The 19,636-nt window shown below is 71.0% G+C and carries 16 protein-coding genes and 1 tRNA gene; 3 read left to right on the top strand and 14 right to left on the bottom strand.

Annotated features, from left to right (window positions below):
* Nucleotides 1-38 precede the first annotated feature (38 nt).
* Entirely contained in the window at nt 39-3,458 is a 3,420-nt protein-coding gene (mobF, locus tag ACQBAT_RS02655) for a MobF family relaxase (RefSeq protein ID WP_420747170.1), read from the bottom strand.
* Nucleotides 3,459-3,799: 341 nt separating this feature from the next.
* Between mobF and ACQBAT_RS02650 the strand changes: the two genes are divergently transcribed.
* Complete coding sequence (locus ACQBAT_RS02650; protein ID WP_420747171.1) at nt 3,800-3,997, top strand: helix-turn-helix domain-containing protein; 198 nt, start codon at nt 3,800-3,802, stop codon at nt 3,995-3,997.
* Nucleotides 3,994-5,136, top strand: a complete 1,143-nt coding sequence (locus tag ACQBAT_RS02645; RefSeq protein WP_420747172.1) for a tyrosine-type recombinase/integrase — start codon at nt 3,994-3,996, stop codon at nt 5,134-5,136. The genes ACQBAT_RS02650 and ACQBAT_RS02645 overlap by 4 nt, the downstream gene beginning before the upstream one ends.
* A 17-nt stretch (nt 5,137-5,153) precedes the next feature.
* Here ACQBAT_RS02645 and ACQBAT_RS02640 read toward each other — a convergent pair.
* The 3 genes from ACQBAT_RS02640 to ACQBAT_RS02630 all read right to left on the bottom strand — a co-directional run bounded on the left by ACQBAT_RS02640 (nt 5,154) and on the right by ACQBAT_RS02630 (nt 6,149).
* Nucleotides 5,154-5,226: transfer RNA gene (locus ACQBAT_RS02640), tRNA-Arg, on the bottom strand.
* Nucleotides 5,227-5,318: 92 nt separating this feature from the next.
* Nucleotides 5,319-5,669, bottom strand: a complete 351-nt coding sequence (locus ACQBAT_RS02635; protein ID WP_420747173.1) for a UBP-type zinc finger domain-containing protein — start codon at nt 5,667-5,669, stop codon at nt 5,319-5,321.
* 15 nt (nt 5,670-5,684) lie between these two features.
* Nucleotides 5,685-6,149 (bottom strand): SRPBCC family protein, encoded by a 465-nt coding sequence (locus ACQBAT_RS02630; RefSeq protein WP_420747174.1) that lies wholly within the window; start codon nt 6,147-6,149, stop codon nt 5,685-5,687.
* Nucleotides 6,150-6,215: 66 nt separating this feature from the next.
* Between ACQBAT_RS02630 and ACQBAT_RS02625 the strand changes: the two genes are divergently transcribed.
* The gene (locus ACQBAT_RS02625; RefSeq protein ID WP_420747175.1) at nt 6,216-7,271 is read left to right on the top strand and encodes a bile acid:sodium symporter family protein; all 1,056 of its coding nucleotides are present in this window, start codon (nt 6,216-6,218) and stop codon (nt 7,269-7,271) included.
* A 13-nt stretch (nt 7,272-7,284) separates the two neighbouring features.
* On the opposite strand, the gene ACQBAT_RS02620 is transcribed toward ACQBAT_RS02625, so the two are convergent.
* The 10 genes from ACQBAT_RS02620 to ACQBAT_RS02575 all read right to left on the bottom strand — a co-directional run bounded on the left by ACQBAT_RS02620 (nt 7,285) and on the right by ACQBAT_RS02575 (nt 19,567).
* Nucleotides 7,285-8,025: a class I SAM-dependent methyltransferase gene (locus ACQBAT_RS02620; RefSeq protein ID WP_420747176.1), complete on the bottom strand. Its 741-nt coding sequence runs from the start codon at nt 8,023-8,025 to the stop codon at nt 7,285-7,287.
* Between the two features lie 83 nt (nt 8,026-8,108).
* Complete coding sequence (locus ACQBAT_RS02615; protein ID WP_420747177.1) at nt 8,109-8,591, bottom strand: response regulator; 483 nt, start codon at nt 8,589-8,591, stop codon at nt 8,109-8,111.
* Nucleotides 8,588-10,750 carry a sensor histidine kinase gene (locus tag ACQBAT_RS02610; protein WP_420747178.1) on the bottom strand — a complete coding sequence of 721 codons (2,163 nt, stop codon included), beginning with the start codon at nt 10,748-10,750 and terminating at the stop codon, nt 8,588-8,590. Before ACQBAT_RS02610 ends, ACQBAT_RS02615 begins: the two co-directional genes overlap by 4 nt.
* Nucleotides 10,747-12,144: an SLC13 family permease gene (locus ACQBAT_RS02605; RefSeq protein ID WP_420747179.1), complete on the bottom strand. Its 1,398-nt coding sequence runs from the start codon at nt 12,142-12,144 to the stop codon at nt 10,747-10,749. Before ACQBAT_RS02605 ends, ACQBAT_RS02610 begins: the two co-directional genes overlap by 4 nt.
* A 34-nt stretch (nt 12,145-12,178) precedes the next feature.
* On the bottom strand, nt 12,179-13,534 hold the full coding sequence (locus ACQBAT_RS02600; RefSeq protein WP_420747180.1) for a hypothetical protein: 1,356 nt from the start codon (nt 13,532-13,534) through the stop codon (nt 12,179-12,181).
* Nucleotides 13,535-13,556: 22 nt separating this feature from the next.
* On the bottom strand, nt 13,557-16,268 hold the full coding sequence (locus tag ACQBAT_RS02595; protein WP_420747181.1) for an AAA family ATPase: 2,712 nt from the start codon (nt 16,266-16,268) through the stop codon (nt 13,557-13,559).
* Nucleotides 16,265-17,626: a metallophosphoesterase family protein gene (locus ACQBAT_RS02590; RefSeq protein WP_420747182.1), complete on the bottom strand. Its 1,362-nt coding sequence runs from the start codon at nt 17,624-17,626 to the stop codon at nt 16,265-16,267. The genes ACQBAT_RS02595 and ACQBAT_RS02590 overlap by 4 nt, the downstream gene beginning before the upstream one ends.
* Nucleotides 17,627-17,808: 182 nt before the next feature.
* Nucleotides 17,809-18,816, bottom strand: a complete 1,008-nt coding sequence (gene fgd, locus ACQBAT_RS02585) for a glucose-6-phosphate dehydrogenase (coenzyme-F420) (protein WP_420747183.1) — start codon at nt 18,814-18,816, stop codon at nt 17,809-17,811.
* Nucleotides 18,813-19,178 carry a fluoride efflux transporter FluC gene (locus ACQBAT_RS02580; protein WP_420747184.1) on the bottom strand — a complete coding sequence of 122 codons (366 nt, stop codon included), beginning with the start codon at nt 19,176-19,178 and terminating at the stop codon, nt 18,813-18,815. The genes fgd and ACQBAT_RS02580 overlap by 4 nt, the downstream gene beginning before the upstream one ends.
* Nucleotides 19,175-19,567 carry a fluoride efflux transporter FluC gene (locus tag ACQBAT_RS02575; protein WP_420747185.1) on the bottom strand — a complete coding sequence of 131 codons (393 nt, stop codon included), beginning with the start codon at nt 19,565-19,567 and terminating at the stop codon, nt 19,175-19,177. Before ACQBAT_RS02575 ends, ACQBAT_RS02580 begins: the two co-directional genes overlap by 4 nt.
* Nucleotides 19,568-19,636 lie beyond the last annotated feature (69 nt).

The raw sequence follows: 19,636 nt of genomic DNA, 5'->3' as shown, positions 1-19,636 counted from the left end.
GCGCCCCTGTGCAGCAGCGGTGCGATGGCGCTGATGCGCTAGGTGAGGGCGGCGGCGGGGTCGTCGGCCTCGGTGAGGCTGTGTTTGCCGCGGTACAAGGTCGCGTCCTGCACGACCGTCTCGGGCCGGGTGCCGTCGACCCAGTGCAGGGCGAGCTGGCCGCGCAGGTTCGGGTATGCCTCCTGCTGGGTGAGGCCGGGCAGCCAGCGTTCGAGCGCGTCGTCCAGAGCAGCCATCCGCTGGGGTCCGAGGTGGTGCTGGGCCAGGACGGTCAGGGCGTCCCGGTAGGCCAGCACCGCTTCCCGCAGCAGGGCGGCGGTGTCGCCGTGCTCGACGGTCGTGGCCGAGTGGGCGCGGCCGTCCCGGGCCAGGATGTCGGTGAGCACCTCCCGCGGCTCCGCCACCTGCTCTTGGACCTCTGGGCCGACGGAGTCCATCGAGGCCGCGGGCGTGGCGAGGTAGAGGTGGTTGGACTCCCGGCCGCGGGAGAGCGCGACGTACAACCCTTGTCGGGTCTCGGTCCCGGTCAGGACGGTGTGCGTGGTGTCCACGGTGGCGCCCTGGGCGCCGTGGATCGTGGACGCGTACCCCAGCTGGACGTGCTGGGCGACGTACCCCGCCGGGAGCCGCAACCGGCCCGACCCGGACCGGGCTCGCCGGTCCTGGCGATGCACGGTGACGGCGCCGTCGGGATGGACGCCGTCGACGCGCCATCGATCCCCGTTCCTCACCCACGACCCGGCCCCGGCCCGCAAGCGCCGGTCGTTACGGCGGGTGATCACCAGGTCACCGGCACTGGCACCGGTCCCGTCAGCCAGGACCACTTCCGGGCCGGGGTGCTGTCCTCCGGTGGTGTGGAGTCGGTCCTGGCGGGCGCGCTGGTTCAGGACGCGCACGGTGTCCCGGGTGGCGGCCAGCAGCAGGCTGGACCGGCCCGCCTCCTGGTCGGTCCTCCAGGCGGCGTACGCGGCCTCGTTCATGGCGCCGGTGTCGCCGGCGTGCACCCGTCCCCGTTCCAGGTAGTGCTCCAGGCCCGCGGGGTCACTGTCGCGGATGGCGAGGGTGGCGGCGCCTTCGGCGGGGTCGGTGAACCGGTGCAGCTCGGTCAGCGTGACGGTGGTGCCGTGCGCGTACCCCTGCTCGGCCAGGTCGGTCAGGATCCCGCCCGCGGCCACGGCGGCCAGCTGCTGGTCATCCCCCACCAGCCGCACACTGCCACCCCCCTCGACGACGTGCCGAACCACCTTGGCCAGGTCACGGGTACCGGCCATACCCGCCTCGTCGATGACGACCAACGTCCCCGGCCCTACGGGCTTTCTCACGACGGACAGTGACGACACCCGCGTTGGGGAGTCAGCTGCCGTGGCGGTCTCGTGGAGGTACTTCGCGAGGGTGTCGGCGGGGATGCCGGTGGCGCAGGCCAGCTCGTCAGCGGCGACCGCGGTCGGTGCCAGGCCCAGGACGGTCCCGCCAGTGGCTTCCCAGGCGCGGGCCAGCACCTGCAGGGCGGCGGTCTTGCCGGCGCCGGCCGGGGCGAGGGCGACCTGGACCCGGCACCCGCTGGTGGTCAGGCCGTGGACCATCGCTACCTGGGACCGGTCCAGCCCCGGTCCGCCTCCCCTCTGTCTGGCCAGGACGGTCTCGACCACGTCGGGGTCGGCTTGGCGGCCGTCCCGACGCAGCGCGAGGGACAGGAGTTCCTCCTCGGCGGCCAGGATCGCCTTGGAGGTGTAGGCCTGGCTGCCGTGTACCCGGTGGGCGGGCTGCCCGTCCGCGCGGCGCAACACCTCTGGTTCGCCCAGTTCGGGTGGTACTCCGACCGGGACCGAGAAACCCTCCAGGACCCACCGTTCGACCTCGCGCCCGTACTCGCCCAGCCGGGCCAGCGGCACCCCCGCGGTGCGGAGCTGACGGGAGGTCTCGGCCCGTACGTGCCACACCTGCCACGTCGCCCGCGACCCCTCCAGCACCGCGAGCACCCGCGCAGCCACCACCTGGGGACGCACACCCCCACGCCGCCGCACCCGGACCCGTCCCTGGAGCGTACCCACCTGCTGACCTGCAGTGACGCCGGCGTCTCTGCTTGCGTCCCCAGCGCGCTCCCGGTTGCGTCTCCCCCGCGTCTCCACCTCGTGGCCTGCGGCGATGCCCTCTCCCTCACGTGCGTCTCTGGTGCGCTCCCGGTTGCTTACCCACCGCGTACCCAGCGCGGCCGCGACCATCTCCTGCGGGCTCTTCCCCGCACGGGCGAGCACGGTCGTGGCCTGCTGGTGCCAGGCGCGGCGCTGCTCGGCCTCCGAGCGGGGTTGGTGCTTGCCCGGCCGGGTCTCCAGGTTCGCCCGCTGCGCCAGATCCAACGACTCGGTACCGGTCGGGGCCCGACCATGGTCAGCCACGAAGACCGACACCAGTTCGTCCAGGCGGGCCTGGATCGCCTGCCGTCGCGAGGACCACGCGGCCAGCAGGGCCGGGTCGATCCCGTCGATCTCCCGCACCGCCCGCTTCCCCTCCGGCCCTGGACGGTCCACGAATCTGACCCCGAGCCGGTCGACCAGGCCGGCCTCCAGGTGGGTGTTGTAATGCTCAGAAGCCATCACGTTCGCCTTGAACAGCATCCGCCCATCCAGCGACAACCACCGGCTACCGTCCTCCGGCAGGGACTGCACCTTGTTCGAGACGACGACGTGGGTGTGTAGGTCCGGGTCCCCGGCCCGCGAGTCCCGGTGGTCGAACGCCGCCGCGATCAACCCCACCACCGGCACCTGGCGGATACCGCCCTGACCCATCCGCGTGAACGCCACCTCGGCCTCCAGCAGCGCCAGCGTCGCCCGGACCGCGTCCTCGTGCGCAGCCTCCACCTGCCTCGCGACCTCGACCGGCCCCAGCGCCCACAGCGCCGAGACCGACTTCACCGGCGAGAACGTCAGGTCGAACCCGGCCACCGGCACCCGCGCCGGCTTCGATGCCTTCGCGACGAACCGGGTCAGCTCGCCCTCGTCCACCGGCCCCCGCCCGTGCCGCTGCTCGAACACCTCCCGCGCGACCCGAGTACGGATCGCTGCCCGCTCCCCTGCCGGGATAGGGGCGTTCCACGCCAAACCGCGGCTGGTGTTGTGCTCGGTGAACGCCCGCGCGATCACCTGCTGCAAGGTCGTGGCAGCGAACGTGGGGAACGGTCGCCCCAGGGCATCCCAGCCACGCTCGGCGGCCCCGGGCTCACCGGCCCGGGGGTGGCGGCCCTGACCGAACAACAGCTTCATCTGCTCCTCGGTCACCACCTCGCCGGCGGCGAGGTCCACACCGGCCAGGCCCGTGCCCAGCCACCGGCCCGGGGACTCGCCCTTCTCCTCGTAGTACGCGGCCAGGCCCACCTGCCGGCGCTCGGTCGCATCATGTTGGGCGACCTGACTGGTCAGGTACGTGTACCCGCTCCCGGCGGACAGCTTGTGCAACGTCATCACGCATACGAAAGCGCCGGGCCCACGCGCTGGGTCTCACCCCGTCACCGCGTGCATGAGGTGTGCCTCTCCGTGGTTCTGGCAGGGCGTTTGGACGTCGGAGGCGCGGTCAGACAGGGATGGAGAGGGTCATTGGATCGTCGAGCGCGGGCAGGCTGACTGAGTGTGATCGGTGCTTCGGGCTGCGCGCTCAGAAGTTGTCCACAGGTTGGAGCCAGAGCAGATGGTCGGACGGCGGGAAGTGACTGAATGGGAAGAGACGGTGAGTCCCTGGGGTGGACCTCGTCGCTTTAGGGACTACAGCGGAAGACGCTGATCACGAGTGAAAGGAAGTCGAAGCCATGTCTCAGACCATCAGCCCCATGGAGCTGCTCACCGTTGAGGAGGCTGCTCGGTGGTGTCACATCTCGCCGAACACCTTGAACTATCTTCGGGTCCAGCGCCGGTTCGCTCCCGCCATCCGGGTCGGGAGGCGGGTGTTCTTCAAGCCCTCCGACCTCAACGACTGGTTGGAGGCCCAGCGCGAGGACATGGAGTGATCCAGAAGCGGGGGCGGCGGTACCGCGTCCAGGTGAAGCACCGGGGCATCGTGGTCGCGGACCGGTCGTTCGAGCGCCGCATGGATGCAGCGGTCTGGGAACGCGAGCAGAAGCAGCTCATCCTCATGGGCGACTTCGTCCCTCCGTCCGCCGGCAAGGTCACCGTCGCCGAGCTGGCGAAGACCTATCTGGAGGTCCGACGCGACCAGGTCTCCGTCCGCGCCTGGGAGTCGGACGAGAGCGCCTTGCGTGTGCACATCGTGCCGGCCCTCGGCCGCAGACCGGTCGGGTCGGTGAACCGCGTCCACATCGAGCGCTTCCTCGGCGCGGTCGCGAGCAGCCGGTCGGTGGGCACGGCGGCGCGCGTGCGGACGACCCTGCGGGGCCTGTTCGACTACGCCGTGCGTTCACGCGTGATCCGTGACTCGCCGGCGACGGTCGTCCGGCTGCCCCGGCCCGACTCCGGCCGAGCCCGTGGCGAGTTCCGGCCCTTCAGGATGGAGGAGCTGCTGAGCGTCGTGGAGGAGCAGCGGCAGCACGCCGGCCCGCAGGCCGACGTGACTCTCTTCCTGGGGCTGACCGGGCTGCGCTTCGGCGAGCTGCGCGGGTTGCGCGCCCGCGACGTCACCAGCGTCCCGTACCCGGCGGTGGTCGTCGCCAGGTCCCTGCCGCAGTCGGGGCGCACCGGAAAGGTGATCGAGCGGACGACCACGAAGAGCGGCCGCAGCCGGATCGTTCCGCTGCTGTCCTTAGCCCTTCCGGTGGTCGAGGCACGTCTGGAAGGGCTGGGCCCCGAGGACCTGCTCTTCCCGGCCAGCCAGGGCGGATACCTGCACGCCCAGAACTGGCGGCGCGCCGTCCGGTGGAACGAGACCACGGACGGGCGCCGGCCACATGACCTGCGGCACACGGCCGCCAGTCTGTGGATCGCCGCGGGGGTGGACATCAAGACCATCGCCATCTGGCTGGGTCACAGCTCCACGAAACTGACGTTGGACACCTACGGGCACCTCATGGGCACCGACGCCGAGCGGGCCGCCATCGAGCGGATCAACCGCGCCTTCGGGCACCAATCAGGCACCAGTCCGAGCCAAACCTCAGGCCGACCACTGCCACTAGAGATGGGACACGGCATCTGACCTGCAGAAACGCAAAGTGCCCCCGGCAGGATTCGAACCTGCGACACCCGCTTTAGGAGAGCGGTGCTCTATCCCCTGAGCTACGAGGGCGTGCTCGGTGGTACCGAGCGCAGGGACGATCTTCTCACAGGCCAGCGCCCGCTCCGGCGGGGTGAAGCCCCACTGGAACGGGCGCCATACGACTAGTGGATGTGGTCGCGCCAGTCGGCGGGAACGGCTCCCTCGGGCCCGGGCGCCGGCTGGTCCTCGGGTCGGCTCGTCGGTTCCGCCAGCGCTGGGCCGAGGAAACCTTTGCCGTCCTCGAAAGACCAGAACCAGTCCTCCCCCGGCTCGAAGCTGGTCATGACCGGGTGGCCGGACGCCGTGTAGTGCGCGCTCGCGTGCTGCGACGGGGAGCTGTCGCAGCAGCCGATGTGACCGCACTGGGCACACCGGCGCAGATGCACCCACCAGCCACCGGACTCCAGGCACTCCACGCATCCGGTGCCGCTCGGCGGCACGGCAGGCTCGATGCCTTCCCGCTCCTGGCCCATCGTGACCCCGCTGCCTCAGGCCGAGACCGCAGCAGCGAGCCGGTTCAGCGTCTCCTCCAGCTGGCTCTCCTCGACCAGCGGGAAGCTGACCTTCTTGAGCAACTCCTGGTCGGTGACCTTGCTCCAGTCGTAGGTGTGCCGGACCTCGGTGCTGTCCGGGCCCTGCGGGATGAGCTCCCACACCCACTGCCAGCCGGGCGGCTCGGTGCCCGCCGGCGCGGTTTCCCAGGCCAGCAGGTGGTCCTTGTCGTAGCCGGTGACGTGGTTGTCGGTCTGGTAGTCGCCGCCCATGTGGTCACCGGACATGTTCATCGTGAACTTCTGACCGGTCTCGGTGATCCGGTCGCCGTGGTCGATGCCGCGGACGAAGCCGGAGCCGTCCAGCTCGACGTGTCGCTCAGGCAGGGACAGCACCTCGAACAGGTCGCTGGCCGAGGCGTCGATGGTGCGGGTGACGGTGATCTTCCTGTCGTCGTTCATCTTCTTGACGCTAGCGGGGTCGACGATACACCGCGACCGGAGGCCCGCGTGGCCTATCGTGGTCCGATGAGCACGTCCCCCACCCCCGCGCCCGACCACGAGCGGCCGGTCGCCGGCACCCCGACCACCACGGAGGATCGCAGCGCCCTGCGCGCCGTCACCGTGTTCCCGATCCTGGTGCTCCTCGCCGGCCTGCTCGGCTGGGCGTTCAGCGGCCCGATCTCCACGCAGGCCGGGCTGATCAACCCGTTGCTGGGTCTGATCATGTTCGGGATGGGGTTGACGATCACCCTCCCCGACTTCGCGCTCATCGCCAAGCGACCATTGCCGGTCTTCCTGGGAGTGGCCGCGCAGTACGGCATCATGCCCCTCTTCGGTCTCGCCGTCGCGACCCTCCTGCAGTTGCCGCCGGAGCTCGCGGTCGGCGTCATCCTGGTCGGCTGCGTCCCCGGCGGAACCGCCTCCAACGTGGTCTCCTACCTCGCCCGCGCTGACGTCGCGCTGTCGGTGACGATGACCTCGGTGTCCACACTGCTCGCGCCGATCATGACCCCGCTGCTCACCTGGTGGCTCGTCGGCGAGCGACTCCCCGTGGACGCCGCGGGGATGGCCACCGCCATCGTCCAGATCGTGCTCGTTCCGGTGCTGCTCGGCCTGCTGGTCCGCACCTTCGCGGGAAGGTTCGTGCAGCGGATCCTGCCCGCGCTGCCGTGGTTCTCGGTGCTGGTCATCTGCATCGTGGTCGCGATCGTGGTGTCGCTGTCTGCCGACCGGATCATCGAGGCTGGTCTGATCGTGCTGCTCGCGGTCGTCCTGCACAACGGGCTCGGCCTGGGGCTGGGCTACCTGGTCGGGCGAGCGACCGGTGTGGGGGAACGCTCGGCCCGCACGATGGCGATCGAGGTCGGTATGCAGAATTCCGGCTTGGCCTCCGGCCTCGCCGCGACCTTCTTCACCCCGGTGGCAGGACTTCCCGGGGCGGTCTTCTCGGTCTGGCACAACCTGTCGGGCGCGTTGCTGGCTGGCTGGTTCCGCCGCCGGGACGCTGCGAAAGCGAAGACTGCGGGCGAGGGAGCGCGGGCGGACGCTGGCCGGAGCACAACTCACCCGGAGCACGACTAACGGGTCGAGAGAGTCAGGGCCGCTGGGCGATCACGACCCACTCGCGGTCCGGCCGGTCCGGGGCGTCCCGGACCTCCCGGATGCTGAACCCAGCCTCGGTGAGAGTCCGCTCGAGATCGGGCATGGACCGGAAGATCAACGTCGACTCGTTGGGCACCACCGTGCCGTCGGGCAGCGTGTTGTCCGAGCTGAAGGTGACATAGGGCTCACAGACCCGAAGCAGTATGAACTCATCGCGCACCTCCCCCACGCCATCGACCTCGAAGACCGAGGAGCCCCACGTCGCCCATTCCTCCCAGGCTCGGCGCTCGGGGATCCGGGTTTCGAAGACGAGGTGCCCGCCGGGGACGAGCACGTCATGGAGAGCGCGCAGCGTGGCCAGCCACTGCCCGTCAGTGAGGAAGACCTGCGCGACATTGCCGGTCATCACCGCCAGGTCGACGGGCGGATGGGGTAGGTCGGGGAGCAGCTCGGCGGTGCCGTGGACCCACCGGACCCGCTCTGCTCCTGGCTTGGCCCGGGCTACGTCGAGCATCGCCCCAGCGGGATCGACGGCACTGACGGCGAGCCCCCGGTCCGCCAGCATGATGGCGAAGACTCCGGTGCCGCAGCCGACATCGATGACCGACCGAGCGTCGAGCTCCTCGACGAGGGCGGCATAGTGATCCAGGTCCTCACGCGAGCCCTCGGCCTGGTCGTAGATCGCGGCGGACAAGGGGTGGTCGAACTCGTTGGCCTGCCGCTCCTTGGTCACCGCTCCGAGGATTCCGAACCCCCGACCGCGGAGCAACCGAATTCTGAAGTGCGTGGTCAGCGTCCGAGGCAGACAGCGGGACCTCAGTCGGGCCGGACCCGGACCAGCTCCATCGCGCGCACCTGGTCCAGCGCCGGAAGGTGCGGGAGCGGGTCCAGTCCGTGCCGCTCCACCACCTCGGTGAGCAGCCGCCGGATGATCGAGCGCAGGTCATCGGGGTCCCACGGCTTGGCCACGTAGTGATCCAGACCGGCCTCATTGACCGCGCGAATGGTGTCCTGCTGATCGGCCTGACCCGTCACCAACACCGTTGCAACGTGTCGGGTCGCGGGGTCCTTGGCGACCTCGACGAGCAGGTCAACCCCGGTCTCACCGGGGAGCCGGTGGTCGGCAAGCACCACGGCCAGCAGGTCGCCGTCAGCGGCGACCTCGGCCATCACCTCGCGCGCGTCCGCCACGTCTCCTGCCGGCTCGATGCGCACGGTGCGGGCGAACTCCTCAAGGTCGCGCTCCAGAGCCATCCGCACCTCCGGCTCGTCCTCGAGCACCAGGATGGCGAGCTTCATGAGTTCTCCTCCTCGTCCTGCGCTCCGGCCGGAGCACCAGTCTCCAGTCCGTCGGCAGCATGGCCGTCCGCATCATGGCCGTCTGCAGCATGGCGGTCCGCAGCATGGCCGTCTGCATGGCCGTCCCCATCCGGTGCCGCTGGCAGCCGAACGTCGACCGTGGTGCGGCCGGGACGCGAGCGCAGGGTGATCGTCCCGTCGTGCGCCTCGATGATGGTTCGGGCGATCCCCAGGCCCAGCCCGAGCCCGTAGCGGACCACCCCGTGCTTGGTGGTGAAGCGTGGCTCGAAGACCCGTTCCAGAAGCTCGGGTGGGATCCCGGGGCCGTCATCCTCCACGACCACCCGGACATAACCCGCCCCGGCGTCGGAACCGGTCTGGATCCGCACCGTGATGCGAGCCTGGCCCGCCGAGTCGCTGTCGGGCTCGCTTCCCCGCGCCCGAGTCCCGATCGCTTCGGCCCCGATCGGCTCGGCCTCGACAGCCTGTTCGTCGGCGGCCTCGGTGTCGGCGCTGTGCCACGCAGTTGCCTCGGCGGCATTGGTCAGCAGGTTGGACCACACCTGGACCAGCTGCCGCGCGTCGCCGAGGACCGTCGGCAGATTCGCGTCAGCCTGCACCTCCAGGTGCGCTCCAGCCAGGTGGTGACCGTGCAGCCGGATCGCGTCCTCCACGGTGGTCAGAACCGACACGGGAGCGAGCGCCACGCGCTGTCCGGCATCCGGCGGAGCATCAGGACGCGCGTGCTGGCGCAGGTTCTCGACCAGTGCCGCGATATGGCTCCCGGCCAGGCGCAGGGCCCGCAGAGCAGCCCCTGCCCCAGCAGCGTGCTCCACCCGCTCCAGCGCATCACGCCCACGCCCCGCCACCAGCTGCGCCGCCTCCTGCGGGTCGGTCATCCCAGCCGCGACCAGCCTGCGCACCAGCGCAGGATCGGAGACCACGCTGCTCAGAGCACGCCGCGCCGATCGTTCCTCGGCAGCCGTCAGCGGCGCGGAGTCGCCACCAGCGCGGCGGACCAGGTCGGCGGCGAGCGGGTCGACAGCCAGCAACTCCGGCAGATCGTCGAGCACCGTGTCGCAGGCCCGCAACAGCGCGGCGACCGGGTTGTTCAGCTCGTGGGCGATGCCCGCGGCCAGTTCGCCCAGGGTGGCCATCCGCGCCTGTGCGATGAGGTCTGCCCGCGCCTGCTCCAGCTCGGTCAGCGCCTGCTGGAGGTTGGCCGCGAGCTCGGACTTCTCCGCGGCCAGCTCGGTCTTCTCGACCCGCCGGGCCTGGGTCCGACGCAGCCGCGCCGACAACGCGCGAATGCTCAACGCGGTCAACGCGCCCCCCACCCGAGGGTCACCGGCGAGCGCACGATCAAGTTGCTCCACGGTGAGCGGAACGATCTCGCAGGGGGTGGTGGTGCGCGCCGTCACCTGGCTCCGGCGCTGGTCGGCCAGGGCCAACAGGCCGACCACCGGCCCGGTCGAGGCGTGGTGCAGGGTCACCGTGCCCGCGCGTGAGGTCACGCTGAGCGCCACCCTGCCGGACACCACCAGGAAGATCTGGTCAACGTCCTCACCCACGTCAGTCATCCGCACACCAGCGGGGAGATGGACGCGAGGGCGCGGCCCCAGGACCTCCTCGACGGCCGCGAGCAACTCCGCCGCCGCCTCATCTGTGGTCAGCCGCAACTGGCGCAGCAGGTCGCTGCGAGGAGCCAACGCTCCGAGTTCGCCACCATCTCCAGCTGCCTCACCACCGACCCCCAGCTCGCCCACGTCGTCCGGAGCCGCGTGGTGGATCCGCCACCGGGTCAGCTCGGCCGCGGCGTAGGAGGCCAGGTTGCCCGGCGTCCAGGACGCGCGCACCAGCCCGTGCACCCGGTGGTGGTCAACAGCGCTGGCCAGATCCAGGTGCTCTCGATCGGTCACCAGGAGCAGGCGTGCCCCCTCGCAATCGGGGCGGGACATCACCGTGGCCACCAGGTCATCCACCTCCGCCCCGGCTGAGGGGAGGAGGATGATGACGGCGACCTGCGGCATACGGGACCCGGGGTCGTGCGGATCGCGCAGGTGACAGACGTCGGCGTCCACCCGACCCCGGATCTCCTCGACCGCGCGGTCCGCCGTCGGGTCGTCACCCACCACGAGCACCGTCGTTGTGTCTCTCACCACAGCCCGATCACCTCGCCCCACCAGGGCAGGAAGACCCCGACCAGGAGCACTCCGACCACGCCGAGCAGGACACCCACGACGGCCAGGTCACCGGTCTTCACGGTGCCGGTCGCGTAGGCGATCGCATTCGGCGGCGTGGAGACCGGGAGCACCATGCCCAGGCTGCAGGCGACGGCGAGGAGCACCCCGGTCACCACCACGTCCTGTCCGATCGAGACGGCGAGCGTCAGACCGATCGGGATGAGCAGGTTGGCGGTCGCGGAGTTGGACAGCAGGTTCGACATCGCCCACGCCATGGCCGCGATCGTGAGCAGGAGCAGCATGGCCGGGACGTTCTCCCAGCTCACGAGACCGACCAGCCAGCCGTCCAGCCCGCTCGCGATCACCCCGTTGCCGAGGGCGATCCCGCCGGCGACCAGCCAGAGGACCGGCCACTGCAGCGCCCGCAGGTCGTCTCCGGACATCACCGTGGTCGCGAGGAGGACGACGACCGGCAGGAAGCCCACGGTGGTGGCCGGTATGCCGTGGAGCGGCTCGCTCAGCCACAGCACGATCGTGGTTGCGGCCACGGCGTAGAAGACCCAGGCACCCAGGCTGGTGTCGAAGTTACGGGTGAGGTCCAGGTCGAGCGGGGTGCCGCGGGTGAGGTAGCGGCGCGAGAGGTAGAGCCAACCGAGAGCGAGCAGGATGACCATCAGCGGGACCGTGGCGAGCATCCACGACAGGAACGAGATCGATTCGCCACGGGAGGTGATGGCTGCGACCGCGAGCGCGTTCGGCGGAGAGGCGACCGGGGTGCCGATCCCGCCCAGGTTGGCGGCGAGCGGGATGGACAGCGCGAAGCCGGTGCGGGCCATCCCGTCAGGCAGCACGGCCAAGACCGGGAGCAGCACGGCGAACATGGTCGCGGCGGTGGCGGTGTTGGACATGAACAGCGAGAGCCCCGCGGTCATCAGCATCAGCGCCAGCAGTGCGCGGCGGGCGTCGGAGCGGAACGGGGTGAGGACGAGGGCGGCGAGGTTGCGGTCGAGGCGGTACTTGGCGGCGCCGTCGGCGATCAGGAAGCCGCCGAGGAAGAGGATGATCACCGGGTCGGCGAGGGAGGCGTAGACCTCGCGAGCGGACACCGACGGCTCGGTGAGGCGGACGAGCGCCTGCTCGGAGAGCATGAGCACCTGCAGCAGGATGATCAGCGCGGCGGTGGCGAAGAGGGGAATGGCCTCGGTGACGAAGAGCACGATGGCGACGAGGAAGATCGCCAGCATCCGCTCACCGGCCGGATCCAGGCCCGGCACATCGAGCGCCAGCGGCAGGATGAACAGCACGATCGCGAGCAGGAGGCCGACGCCCCGCCGGACCCCGATCCGGGAGGCGAGGGTGCGCGGGGCCATGTGTCTCAGTTTAGTGGGCGGGCCCTTCGGCAGATCAGCCGGTCGAGGCGAGCCTGAGCGCGGTGGAGATGACCAGCGCACCCGTCCAGGACAGTGGTGCGACCGCGGCCGGGGAGCCGTCGCTGAGCACCTTCTCGGGCAGGCTACCGGTGCTCGTCCGGTGGGCCGCCAACCAGGCCAGAGCCTCCTCGGCGTCGGCCGTGCGCCCCACGTGGGCGTAGGCCTGGGCGAAGAGCGCCGTCTCGGGAGTCCAGCTGATCCAGTCGTCCTTCCAGGACTCTCCCGGCGCCACGCCGCCGGCAGGTCGCAGCATCGCGGCGTGGGCGACATCGAGCAGCGGCGCCACCTCGTCCTCGAGCCCGGTGACGTAGGGCGGGAGCAGGAAGGTGAGGGCGGCGTCATACCCACCTCCGCGGACATAGCGCTGGAAGCCGCGACGGCCGAACTCGCCACGGATGGCCTCGCGCAGGTCGGTGGCAAGGTCCGCGGCGGTGGCGGCCTCGGGGCAGAGGTCCTCGCCGAGCTCGGCCGCGGCCTGCAACCCGGCCAGGGTCATCGCCGCGATGCCGAGGGTGGTGCGGCGCTCGGGCACTTCCCAGTAGTCCGGGGAGGGCGGCGGCAGACCATCCGTGCCGAGGAGACGCAGGTCGGCCTCGATCGCGCGAAGCGCCCGGCTGGCCGCGGGTCCCGTTGTCGCGAGCAGTGCGGCGCGGTGCTCGGGCAGGGCCTGGCAGCACTCGCGGATCGCCCAGAGGAACCAGCCGACGCCGTCGGACTGGGGAGTGCGGTCGTCGGGCACTGTGCCCTCGAAGGTGTAGCGGGCCTCGAAGTGGCCATCCTTGCGCTGGTGCTCGGCCAGGAAGGCGAGGCAGCGTAGGACGTCGTCAGGGCGGTCCAGCCCGGCCAGTGCTGCACAGACGTGGGCGGAGTCGCGTGGCCAGATGTAGCGCCAGTGCCGGGTCCAGGCGGCGGCCGGGCCGGGCAGCCCGTACGTGAGCGCGTTGATGTCCAGGATGGCGTCGACGGTCAGCGGTTCCCACCGGGGCGCTACCCGGCTACGCACCGCGGACACCAGCTCACGCTCCGCGGCCCGTATGCCGTTCACCTCACCCGACGCCGGGAGCACCCGCGTCCCGGGTGGGAACGGATTGTCACCGCGCGCGACGAAGGCACGCTCACCGCCGGGCCCGAAAGCCACGCCGGCGGAGTAGAGCGGGATCAGTTCCTCTCTGCCGAGCCAGGTGGGCGGCAGAACGCCGGATGCGCCCACGCCACCGGCGCCGAGGGCCCCGACCCCGAGTCCGCCCAGGAGCAGGGAACGGCGGGTGACCGCACGTCTGCCTCTGGGGGTGGGGACGGTGGAGAGTCCAGGGGTGGACGGAGGGCTCATCTCTGCCGCCAGGGTGCGGGAGTCATGCGGTGAGGCGGATGGTGGCGACGTGGGGGATGGCAGCGTAGCGATCGGGAGTGCAGGTCAGCAGGATCACCTGCACGTCCCCAGCGGGCGAGGGTCCGTGCGCGTCGGCGCTCGGGCTGTGTCCCAGGACCGCGCCCATCTGGCGAAGGCGTTCGGGGTCGGAGTAGCCGAGGGCGTCATCGATGACGACGGGCACGCCGTGGTCCGGATCCACCAGGCGAGCGACCGCGAGGCGGGCCAGGATGCCGAGCTGCTCCTTCGCACCACCCGACAGCTCCGAGAAGGGGACGGTGGCGCCGTCCAACGTGCGCGCGGTGAGGGCGAGCTCCTCATCGACGGTGACGCCGAAGCCGTCGCCGTAGACGCGGCGGCCCAGCGACTCGAGGGCGTCGGTGTAGGGACGGACGTAGGCGCGGTGGGCAGCATCGCGATGCTGGTTCAGCGTGGTGAACAGGTGCCGGGCTGCCCGGGCCCGGCGGTCGATGGCACGGAGGTGGCGCTCGGCGTCCTGGAGATCGGTGACTGCGAGGTCGTAGAGCTCCTGTCGCCCCTCGCCCGCAGCCATCTCGACCTGGCCGGAGACATGGTGCAGCTCCGCCATCGCCAGCTCGCGAGCCCGGACAGCCGCGGTGCTGCGGTCGCGAGCCAGCACAAGGGCTCGCCGGACGCCGTCGACGTCGGCCGCCCGCACGGCCTCGGAGGCCTTCTCGAGGGCTGAGCCTGCCACCGTCACCTGGGCAGCGCACTCGTCGACCAAGGGCTGGAGGGCCTCGTCGGTGAGGCTCTGCCGAGCAACCGATAGCTGCTGCTGCAGGGCGTCAGCCCGTGCCTCACTGGCGACGATCTCCTTGCCCGCCAGGTCCAGACGGGAGGTCAGTGCTGCGACCTGGGCGCGACGCTCGCTCACCCGCTCGGTGGCTTCGCGGTGCGCTGCCCTGGCGGTGCGGTGGGCTGCCGTGGCGGCCTCCACCGCACCCCGGGCGACCATCGCATCCATCGGCAGGGGATGGTCTGCATCGCGGGCGGCGTGCAGGGAGTCGATCCGCTCACGGGCCTGGGCGACCTCCGCGACGAGCGCGTCGGGCATCTTCCCCCACCGCGCCTGGCCCACGACGGCCTCCCCGCGCGACCGCAGGGCCACCTCGACGTCACGCACCGACTCCCGCAGCACCTGCGCGGCCTGCTCAGTGGTCTCCGCGAGACGGTCCAGCTCGTCCACGTGCTCCACGCCATGCTCGGCCAGGGAGTCGGCCAGGCTCCGGCGCAGACGACCGAGTTCAGCGACCCGGCCCAGCGCCTCCTCGTGGAGGTACACCCGGATCCGCGCGCCACCCGGGACGTCCACGGTGGTGTCGTGGGCGACGGACAGGCGCTGGCGCTCGCCGGGAGCCACCACCTCATGCCCCTGGCCATCAGCGAGGTCGATCACCACCTCTGCACCCAGTGACTCGATCTCCAGGGACGGGCTGGCAGCGGCGTGCTGCAGAACCATCGCATCGAGCCGGTCTTGCAGCGCCCGCACGCGGCGCGGAACCTCGCGCTCGACCCGCACCTGCGGCAAGGCCTCGCGGGCGCGGGCAACCTTCTCAACCAACTCCCGAATGTGGTCTATCCCGGACACGAGTCCTTCGAGCCGGTCGAGCTCCGCGCGGTCATCAGCGTCCTGCCGCACCTGATCGAGCCGGTCCGCGGCGACCTCCAGCGCCTCGCTGGTGCGCCCGTGCGTCTGCTCCGCCGAGGTGAGGGCTTCCGCGAGCTCGTCCGCCGCTGCCGTCGCGGCGAGGCTTTCCTCCCGTGCCTGCTCCGCCCGCGATACCCAGGTAGCGAGCTCGGTGATGAGGCGCTCCCGCTCCTGGAGGGCCTGCAGCGCGGAGGCGTGCTGAGCCCGGGCCGAAGCCAGCCGCTCCTGAGCCTCCGCGTGCCTCGTCGCCACCAGCTCGGCCTGTGCGCTGGCCTCCTGCGCTCGTGACACCTCTCGGTCGGCACGGTCGACCTGCTCGCTGGCCGCCTCGGAGCTGGCTCGCAGCTGCTCCTGGCGCTCCAGCAGCGCCATCCCTTCGGTGAGCCGACGATGGGCCTCGGCAACGCCCTGTTCGGCCTCGCTGTGCCTGCTCATCGCCAGTCGGTAATCACCGGTCGGACGACCGGTCGCCGTGAAATAGGTGGAGTATTCCTGCGACACCTTGTCGAGCAGCACGTCCGCGCCGTCCGCGTGCTGCTGAGAGCCGGCGGCCGCATCCAGCGCTGCGGTGAGCACGCTGCTGGACACCAGCGGCGCAACGGTCCCGTCGCCGGACTGGGTCAGTCGCAGCGCATCCCACAAGGTGGTGTCCAGGTGCTGGGACACCAGAGCGTCGACGCGCTGCTGGGCCGCGTCGCCGGTCAACTGCTCCGGCCGCTCCCCCAGGATCTGAAGGGTGGTGGAGGGGGACTTGAGCCAGCGCTTGGCGTAACGAAGGCGTAGACCCCCGATGCTGAACTCGGCCGCGACGCACGGTGCGACGTCGCGGTCGACCGGCTGCAACGCGCGGGCCGCAGCGGCCTTGGATGTCGACTTCAGGGTCAGCAGCGCGTCGAAGGCCTCGAGCATCGTGGACTTGCCGATCTCGTTGGGCCCTTCGATGACAACCACCCCCACCTCGGGCAGCTCAATCGTCCGGTCCTTGACTCCCTTGACGTCGCGCAGGGTGAGCGTGTGCAACCTCATCGGGCACCGCCTCGGGTCAGCCGGTAGAGCAGGGCCAACGCATCGCGGGCGCTCTCGTCGTCATCGGGGCGGCCGGGCTGGAAGGGTTCGTCGCTGAGCATCCCAGCGTCGTCGGCGCCCGTCCCCGTGTCGTCGGCACCCGTCTCAGCGTCGTCGGTGACACTCTCGGAGCGCAGGACATCGACCGCCCCGGCCAGGAACCCTCTGAGCTCCAGCTCGGACAGATCGTCATCGGCGACCAGCACGACATCACTGTGCTGCGCCGGGCGGTGCAGGGCGGCGAGCAGGTCGAGGTGCCGCTCGAGGATCTCTTCGAGCCGAGCGTGCTGGGCCAGCCCGAGGGTGCCGCTCAGCCCGAGTCGCACGATCGTGCACTCCTTGTCCGGCAGCGCTGTCAGACGACGGTCGAGCGCGTCGAGGTCCGCGTCGGAGTCCACTCGCTCGTCGAGGGCGACATAGCGCCAACGCGCGACCGAGTGCGGCTCCACCTCGACCTGAGCCTGGCGTCCGGCGCCGGCGAATGCACCGGCACCTGCACCGCCGTCCGCCAGTGGACTGATCCTCACCACCAGGGCGTCGCCCGGCGCCTGCTCGCGCCAGTCCGTGGGCTCCGGAGCCCCGGAGAACCAGATCGCCGGATCCCCGCCGACCTGGGTCCGCGAGTGCCGATCGCCGAGCGCGACGTAGTGGATGCGGCCCTCATCCAGCGCCTCGCGCAGAGCCGCCACCTGGATCGGCGCCTTCGCGTGCCCGTCCGGATCGAGCACATCGACCGCACCATGGCCCACCAGGACCCGCACGGTCCCCTCTGGGGCCGGGCCGGGCGGCAGCGTCGCCAACGCCGCCGCCACTGGGTCCTGCGTGGGGTGCTTGCCGGCCCAGGGCGCGGCGACCAACTCCACCCGCCTACCGGTAGAACTCGGCTCAACCTCTCGACCCCCGTCCAGGACCACCGCGTGCACGCCCACGCTGTCCAGGACGTGCACGTGCTCGGGCAACTCATCGCGCAGGACCGGTGAGGACCAGATCGACATCGGCCCGAGATGGTCGTGGTTGCCGGGCAGCAGATAGACCGGCACCGGAACCTCACGCAGAGCCTCCAACGCCCGCCGGACCGTCTGCGGGGTGAGCTGGCTGTGCTCGAAGACGTCTCCAGCCACGAGCACGAAGTCGGCCTGCTGCTCAGCAGCCAACGCACCGATCCGCCGCACCACCTCGGTGCGAGCGGCCGTGAACCTGCCCTGGGCCTCAGCGGGCAGGTAGCGACGGGTCATCCCGATCTGCCAGTCGGCCGTGTGCACGAAGCGCACGCCGGTCGTGGCGCGCCCTGTGCCCCTGACCTCACCGATGGTGCTCACGCCGCTCACCTCCCTTCGCTGCCTCGCCGTGGCTGCCGGTCGACAGGTCTCGCCGTTCTTGCCGGTCGACCTCCACCGTAGGAGAGGCCACCGACAGACCCGGGCAGGCGGGGCCGAGGAGCCAAGGACAACGCGCTCCCGCGGACCCTCCTCAGCGCGCCTCAGAGCGCAGCCAGCAGCCCTCAGAGCGCCCGCAACAACGGCAGCACATCCTCGGCGAACTGCCCCAGGAAGCGCTCCTGGTCATGCCCCGGACCATGCACCACCAGGTGGGTGATCCCGACCTCCAGATAGGGCTTGATCTGCTCCACCGCCTCCTGCGGGTCGCTCGCGACGATCCACCGCTTGGCCACCTGCTCGATCGGCAACTCGTCGGCCAGCCGCTCCATCTCCCGCGGCGAGTCCACGCTGTGCTTCTGCTCGGCCGACAAGGCCAGCGGCGCCCAGAACCGGGTGTTCTCCACAGCCGCCTCGGCATCCCGGTCGTAGGAGATCTTCAATTCCAGCATCCGATCGATGTCCTCGATCGGACGCCCCTTGGCCTCCGCACCGGTCGCGACGGCAGGCAGCAGCTCATCGGCATACAGCTCCATCCCCTTGCCGGACGTGCAGATCATCCCGTCGCCATACCTACCCGCATAGCGCGCCACCATCGGCCCACCCGCCGCGATGTAGACCGGCACCGGCTCCTCCGGACGGTCGAAGATCGAGACCCCGCGCACCGTGTAGAACTCGCCCTCGTGCTCGACATCGTCCTGCGTCCACAGCCGCCGCATCACCTCGACCGCCTCCCGCAGCCGGCCGAAGCGCTCCTTGAAGTCCGGCCACTCCATCCCGCTCGCCGCCACCTCGTTCAGCGCCTCGCCGGTCCCGACACCGCAAAACACCCGCCCGTTCGTCAGCAGGGACATCGTCGCAAAGGCCTGGGCGACCACGACCGGGTTGTAGCGGAAGGTCGGCGTGAGCACCGAGGTCCCGATCCGGACCCGCTCGGTGCGTTCCCCGACCGCCGCCATCCAGGCCAGCGAGAAGGGCGCGTGCCCCCCTTCCACCCGCCAGGGCAGCAGGTGGTCGCTGGTGGTGACGGTGTCGAACCCCAGCTCCTCGGCGCGCACCGCATACTCCACCAGGTCCCGGGGACCGAACTGCTCCGCGGACGCCTTGTACCCGACCTTCAGCTCATTGCTCACACCGCCGACCCTAACCACCAGCCGAGCAGTCCGGTCGCCACCCCGAGCACCACCGTGCCCCCCAGGTATGCCGCAGCTCGCCCGAGCCCGACCCGCCCCAGTTCCCAGGTCTGCACGGCGAGCGTGCTCCACGTGGTCAGGGCCCCACAGATCCCGGTGCCCAGCAGCAGGGAGACGCCCTCGGGCAGCCGATCGGCGAGCCCGACGAGCAGGCCGAGCGCCCAGGCCCCCACCACATTCGCCGCGAACACCCCGCGGAACGGTCCTGCGGGAGGTAGCGTCACGACATACCGGAGCACCGCGCCGGCCGCCCCACCCAGGGCGACGAGCAGGAGGGCCCAGCCCCACGGCATACCGGTCATCGGTGGGCCCCCGAGCGCAGCACCAGGGTGCCGACGAGCGCCGCGGCCGCCACGCACAGCAGCGGCGTCGCGACCAGGTAGCCGACCGCGACGGCCGGGTGAGCCTGACCGACGACGACGACCTGAACGGCATACGTGGAGAAGGTCGTGAACCCGCCGAGCAGGCCGGTCCCGACGCCCGGCCGCAGCCACCACGGGTGGCGGTGGCGGGCGGCGTGGGCGACCAGCAACGCGAGCGCCGCGCTGCCCAGGACGTTGATGAGCAGGGTCGCCACCGGCCACGCCCCGGCGTGCGGGATGGCCCACTCGAGCAGCCACCGCAGCACCGCCCCGACCGCCCCGCCGAGCCCGACGACAGCCACCGTGCGCAGGGCTGGGGACGACGACACGGTGGTGAGCGTAGTCCGGCCTTACTATTGCTCCCATGTCTGCGAGTTCTGACTCAGCTCAACCTGCCA

This window comes from Ornithinimicrobium pulveris, from assembly GCF_050261105.1.
Classification (GTDB): domain Bacteria; phylum Actinomycetota; class Actinomycetes; order Actinomycetales; family Dermatophilaceae; genus Ornithinicoccus.
This window is presented reverse-complemented; position numbering and strand designations above follow the sequence as displayed.